The 6,199-nt window shown below is 34.3% G+C and carries 5 protein-coding genes; 3 read left to right on the top strand and 2 right to left on the bottom strand.

Annotated elements, in window-relative coordinates:
• Nucleotides 1-34: 34 nt before the first annotated feature.
• Nucleotides 35-1,133 (bottom strand): peptide chain release factor 2 gene (gene prfB, locus NU08_RS19235; RefSeq protein WP_119789908.1). Its coding sequence is split into 2 segments (ribosomal slippage): nucleotides 35-1,069 and nucleotides 1,071-1,133, totalling 1,098 coding nucleotides; the frame shifts between segments, so codons are not numbered across the junction.
• Nucleotides 1,134-1,285: 152 nt separating this feature from the next.
• On the opposite strand from prfB, the gene NU08_RS19240 reads away from it, so the two are divergent.
• Nucleotides 1,286-2,305 (top strand): threonine aldolase family protein, encoded by a 1,020-nt coding sequence (locus tag NU08_RS19240; protein ID WP_129748703.1) that lies wholly within the window; start codon nucleotides 1,286-1,288, stop codon nucleotides 2,303-2,305.
• A gap of 136 nt (nucleotides 2,306-2,441) precedes the next feature.
• Here NU08_RS19240 and NU08_RS19245 read toward each other — a convergent pair whose 3' ends face one another.
• Nucleotides 2,442-2,762: a YbaB/EbfC family nucleoid-associated protein gene (locus NU08_RS19245; RefSeq protein WP_129748704.1), complete on the bottom strand. Its 321-nt coding sequence runs from the start codon at nucleotides 2,760-2,762 to the stop codon at nucleotides 2,442-2,444.
• A gap of 69 nt (nucleotides 2,763-2,831) precedes the next feature.
• Here NU08_RS19245 and NU08_RS19250 point away from each other — a divergent pair, with 69 nt between their 5' ends.
• On the top strand, nucleotides 2,832-4,967 hold the full coding sequence (locus NU08_RS19250; RefSeq protein ID WP_129748705.1) for a S9 family peptidase: 2,136 nt from the start codon (nucleotides 2,832-2,834) through the stop codon (nucleotides 4,965-4,967).
• A gap of 71 nt (nucleotides 4,968-5,038) precedes the next feature.
• Nucleotides 5,039-6,079, top strand: a complete 1,041-nt coding sequence (locus NU08_RS19255; protein WP_008462690.1) for a PLP-dependent cysteine synthase family protein — start codon at nucleotides 5,039-5,041, stop codon at nucleotides 6,077-6,079.
• Nucleotides 6,080-6,199 lie beyond the last annotated feature (120 nt).

Below are 6,199 nucleotides of genomic sequence, written 5' to 3' on the forward strand. Positions count from 1 at the left end.
CAGGTTCAATGTGACTGAAAACTGCGACTGAACACTATTCCTCTTCCTTTTGTCCCATCATCATCAGATAAGCTTTAAGGAAAGGATCGATATTTCCGTTCATTACGCCGTCAACATCGCTGGTCTCGTAACCTGTACGAACATCTTTTACCAATTTATAAGGTTGCATTACGTAGTTACGAATCTGCGATCCCCATTCGATTTTCATTTTGCTTGCTTCGATGTCAGCACGTTGTGCTTGCTGTTTTTTTAATTCGATTTCATACAATTGAGAACGAAGCATTTGCATAGCGCGCTGTCTGTTATCCTGCTGTGACCTTGTCTCAGAACACTGAATCTGGATTCCGGTTGGTTTGTGAACAAGCTGTACTTTCGTTTCAACTTTATTTACGTTTTGTCCTCCAGCACCACTCGAACGAGAAGTCGTAATTTCGATATCGGCAGGGTTAATGTCAATCTCGATACTATCATCTACAAGCGGATAAACATAAACAGAAACAAATGAAGTATGACGTTTTGCATTACTGTCAAAAGGCGAAATTCGAACCAAACGGTGAACACCATTTTCACCTTTAAGATATCCAAAAGAATAATCTCCTTCGAATTCTAAAGTTACGGTTTTAATTCCGGCTACGTCACCTTCCTGAAAGTTAAGTTCTTTTATTTTATAGCCATAACTTTCTCCCCACATCATGTACATACGCATCAGCATTCCAGCCCAGTCACAGCTTTCTGTTCCTCCGGCTCCAGCTGTAATCTGAACCACAGCGCTTAAACTGTCTCCTTCGTCAGAAAGCATATTTTTGAATTCGATGTTTTCAATGTGTGCTTGAGCAACATTATATTGTTCATCCAATTCATCTACAGAAAGTTCGCCTTCTTTGTAGAAATCATAAGCAAGCTGTAATTCTTCAGTGAGAGAAACTGCTTTATCATAATCTTCAATCCATTTTTTCTTGTTTCGAAGATTTTTTACAATGTTTTCTGCTTCTTTCGGATTGTTCCAAAAGTCTGGTGCGAACGTTTTTTCTTCTTCGTTTGCAATTTCGATTAGCTTGGCATCAACGTCAAAGATACCTCCTCAACGCACCAAGGCGCTCCACAATACCTTTTACTTGTTCGGCTGTTGTCATAAATTAATTAATAGGTTTTTATATGTTTTTTAGAATTATTACGTTAATTTGGTCTAGAGAAACCAGCGAGTTAAATTTTACCAAAACTTGCTGAGAATAACTATAAGTAATACGTAATTTTGCATACAAAAATAAGATATAGTTTTTAGAATATGGAAATAAATTTAATCAGCGATACCATAACAAAGCCTACTTATGAAATGCTGCAGTATATGTTTAACGCCCATGTTGGCGATGATGTATACAAACAGGACCCAACGGTGATTGAATTGGAAAACAGAACAGCGGAGTTTTTTGGTATGGAAGCTGGTCTTTTCTTTCCGTCTGGAACTATGGCAAACCAGACTGCAATAAAACTGCATACGCAGCCTGGCGAACAGCTAATAGCTGATAAATATGCTCACATTTATCATTATGAAGGAGGAGGAGTTTCTTTTAACAGTGGCGTTTCTTGCTGCCTCCTGGATGGAAATCGCGGAATGATTACGGCGGCGCAAGTAAAAGCGGCAATAAACGATCCAGAATTTTATCATAGTCCGCTAACAAGTTTGGTTTGTGTAGAAAATACGACCAATAAAGGTGGCGGCGCATGTTATGAATTGGAAGATTTAAGAGAAATAAAAAAGGTTTGCGATGCACATAATTTGAAATTTCACTTAGATGGAGCAAGAATTTGGAATGCATTGGTAGCTAAAAGACAGAATCCTAGAGAATTCGGAGCTATTTTTGATACTATTTCAGTTTGTTTATCAAAAGGATTAGGTGCTCCAATTGGTTCTGTATTGCTTGGAAGTAAAGCTGATATTCACAGAGCGTTGAGAATCAGAAAGATATTGGGTGGGGGGATGCGTCAAGTTGGTTATTTAGCTGCAGCTGGATTATATGCTTTGGCTCATAATATCGAAAGATTGGCAGAAGATCACCGCAGAGCAAAAGAAATTGCAAAAATCTTAAGCACAAAACCTTGGATTGCGTCAATTGAGCCTGTAGAAACTAATATTTTGATTTTTTCATTAGCTGAAGGTTACAGTGATCAATTATTGATTGAAAAATTGAAACAGAAAAATATACTAATAAGTTCTTTAGGGCATAATAAACTCAGAATTGTAACGCATTTGGATTACAAAGAAGTGATGCATACTTATGTGTTGGAAACACTTTCGAAGTTTTGAAAGAAAGGTTCAAAGTTGCAAAGGTTCAGAGGAACAAAGGATAAAAAAAGAGGATGTAAAAACATCCTCTTTTTTTTATGACAAATAAAGAAAACCTTTGAACCTTTGCCTCTCTGTATCTCTGTATCTTTGTCCCTTACTTAAATAAATTATCCATTCCAGGAATAGAAGGCATATCCATTCTGGCAACAGCATCTAATTCTCTTTCGTTTACACTTGTTGCTTTTTCTATAGCTTTATTTAGCGTTACAATTAAGTAATCTTCCAGTTGCTCTTTATCTTCTAAAAGAGAATCGTCAATAGAAAGAGATTTTATTTTTCTGCTTGCTGTAATATTAACTTTTAATAATCCGTCAGCGCTTTGTTCATCAATCAAAACAGTATCTAAACGCTTTTTTGTATCTTCAATTTTTTGCTGGGTTTCTTTAAGTTTACCCATCATTCCCATTAAATCCATTTTTGTTGATTTTTTAAATTATTTCAGACAAAATTAGTATATTGCTGTGTTAATTCAATAGAATATTTTATGAAAAAATTAATTTTGTTCTGTTGGGTTTGTGCTATTTTTGCGTCTTCATATTTAAAAATTAATGCTCAATCAATGCAAAATGATATATCGGCCCCAAAGGCTAAAATAATTCCAAAGACATTAAAAAAACATAAAGAAACTAGAATTGACAACTATTTCTGGCTTAATGACAGAGAAAACCCAGAGGTAATAGATTATTTAAATCAGGAGAATGCTTATTACGAAAGCATGACTTCTCACACCCAAAAATTAAAAGATAATCTATTTGAAGAAATGAAAGGAAGAATAAAAGAAGACGATTCTTCGGTTCCTTATTTTTATAACGGATATTTTTATATAACTCGTTTTGAAACAGGTCAAGATTATCCAATTTTCGCTAGAAAAAAAGGAAGCCTTTCTGCAGATGAAGAAATTCTTTTTGATTGTAATAAAATGGCAAAAGGACATGCTTATTTTAAACTAGGGGGTTTAAGCATTAGTCCAGATAATAAATTTGCCAGTTTTGGAGTAGATATTGTCGGAAGAAGAATTTATACTATTCAAATAAAAAATCTGGAAACAGGTGAAATCTTAGCCGATAAAATAGAAAATGTTACAGGAGCTTCTGTTTGGGCAAATGATAATAATACTATTTTCTATGTTAGACAAGATGAGGTGACATTAAGAGCCGACAAAGTTTTTAAACATAAATTAAATACTTCTTCAGATAAAGATGTTTTAGTTTACAATGAAGTAGACGATACTTTTAATGTGGCTATCAGTAAAGAAAAATCAAAAAAATATATTGTTATTAGTTGCGGAAGTACTTTGACAACTGAATATAGAATTTTGAATTCAGATAATCCGGAAGGAGAATTTACGGTTTTCCAACCACGTGTTCGCGGATTGGAATATAGCATTTCTCATTACGAGGATTCGTTTTATGTTTTGACAAATAAAGATAAGGCGACCAATTTTAAATTGATGAAAACGCCTGAAGAAAAAACAGGAAAGAAAAACTGGGTAGATCTTATTCCGCACAGAGAAGATGTTTTGTTGGAAGATATTGAAATATTTAAAAACTATCTAGTTGTTGAAGAACGCTCTAACGGATTAAATCATATTCGAATAATGCCTTGGAACGGTGAACCAGATTATTATCTTCCTTTTGGCAGCGAAACCTATAATGCGTACACTACAACCAATGTTGATTTTGACACCGATATTTTGCGTTACAGTTATCAATCATTGGCAACTCCATCTTCTATAATTGATTTTAACATGAAGACTAAAACCAAAGAAATCTTAAAAGAGCAACAGGTTTTAGGTGGAAAGTTTGATAAAGAGAATTATATAGAGGAAAGAGTTTGGACAACTGCTAGAGATGGCGTAAAAGTGCCAATTTCTATGGTTTATAGAAAAGGATTAGAGAAAAACGGTAAAAATCCGTTGTTGCTTTATGCGTATGGTTCGTACGGAATAACAATGGATACGTATTTTTCTTCAACAAGATTATCGCTTCTAGACCGCGGATTTGTTTACGCTATAGCGCATATTAGAGGAGGAGAAGATTTAGGAAGACAATGGTATGAAGATGGAAAACTGTTAAAAAAGAAAAATACCTTTACAGATTTCATCGATTGCTCTAAATTTGTAATTGACCAAAAGTATACTTCTCCTGAACATCTGTATGCAGAAGGAGGATCTGCTGGAGGACTTTTAATGGGAGTAATTGTAAATGAAGCTCCTGAATTGTATAATGGCGTTATTGCTCAGGTGCCTTTTGTAGACGTAATTACCACGATGTTAGATGACAGTATTCCGCTTACAACAGGAGAGTATGACGAATGGGGAAATCCAAACAATAAAAAATATTACGATTATATGTTGTCGTATTCGCCTTACGATAATGTAAAAGCACAGGAATATCCTAATATGTATGTTTCTACCGGATTACACGATTCGCAGGTACAATACTGGGAGCCAGCCAAATGGGTTGCGAAATTGAGGGATTTAAAAACAAATAATAAGCTTTTGTTTTTAGATACCAACATGGATGCAGGTCATGGTGGGGCTTCGGGACGTTTTGAGGCTTTAAAAGACTTAGCAAAAGAATTTAGTTTTTTATTAGATTTAGAAAAAATTAAAAGCTAATTAGAAATTTTTTGTTAAATTTGCAACCTATCAAGGTTAATTTAAAAAGGCCTTTGATTAACTATTTTTTTATGAAAGAAGAAATAACCGCTTATAATAATGTTTTAGAGTTAATAGGAAACACCCCTCTTATTAAACTAAATAAAATCACCGAAGAGTTAGAAGGGAATTTCTACGCAAAGGTAGAAGCTTTCAACCCAGGTCATTCCTCAAAAGATAGAATAGCATTATATATTATTGAAGAAGCCGAGAGAAAAGGAATTCTATCGCCGGGAGATACCATTATCGAAACAACCTCTGGTAATACAGGATTTAGTTTAGCAATGGTAAGCATTATTAAAGGTTACAATTGCATTTTGGCTGTAAGCTCAAAATCATCTAAAGACAAAATTGACATGTTGAGAAGTTTAGGCGCCAAAGTGTATGTCTGTCCTGCTCATGTTTCTGCAGATGATGAAAGATCTTATTATAATGTAGCCAAACGTTTGCACGAAGAGACAAAAGGGTCAGTCTACATTAATCAATATTTCAACCAGTTAAATATTGATGCCCACTACAACACTACAGGTCCAGAGATTTGGGAACAAACAAAAGGACAAATTACGCACTTAGTTGCTTGCAGCGGAACAGGAGGAACTATCTCTGGAACTGCAAAATTCTTAAAAGAAAAGAATCCAAATATTAGAATCTTAGGAGTTGATGCTTTTGGATCTGTATTGAAAAAATACCATGAAACAAAAGAGTTTGACAGTAAAGAAATTTACCCATATCGTATAGAAGGTCTTGGTAAAAACTTAATTCCGTCTGCTACAGATTTTGATATCATTGATAAATTCATGAAAGTAACCGACGAGGAAAGTGCTCACTCTGCTAGAGAAATCACCAGAAAAGAAGGTTTGTTTGTTGGATATACTTCTGGAGCAGTAATGCAGGCCATTAAGCAATATGCTGAAGAAGGAGAATTTACAAAAGACAGCAATATTATTGCCATATTCCCAGATCATGGTTCTCGTTACATGAGTAAAGTATTTAGTGATGACTGGATGAACGAGCAAGGTTTCTTTGATAGTGTTAATGAAGAAGAAGCTCAAAAAATTGAATTCGTAAAGTAATAAAAGTACTTTTCAAAATATACAGCTCCATTCGTTCTTGAATGGAGTTTTTTTTGTGATAAACTTTTCTGTGTGATAAGTTTTTTTTTTTTTTTTTTTTTTTTTTTTTTTTTTTTTTTT

Source organism: Flavobacterium anhuiense (assembly GCF_004151235.1).
GTDB classification, from domain to species: Bacteria; Bacteroidota; Bacteroidia; order Flavobacteriales; family Flavobacteriaceae; genus Flavobacterium; species Flavobacterium anhuiense_A.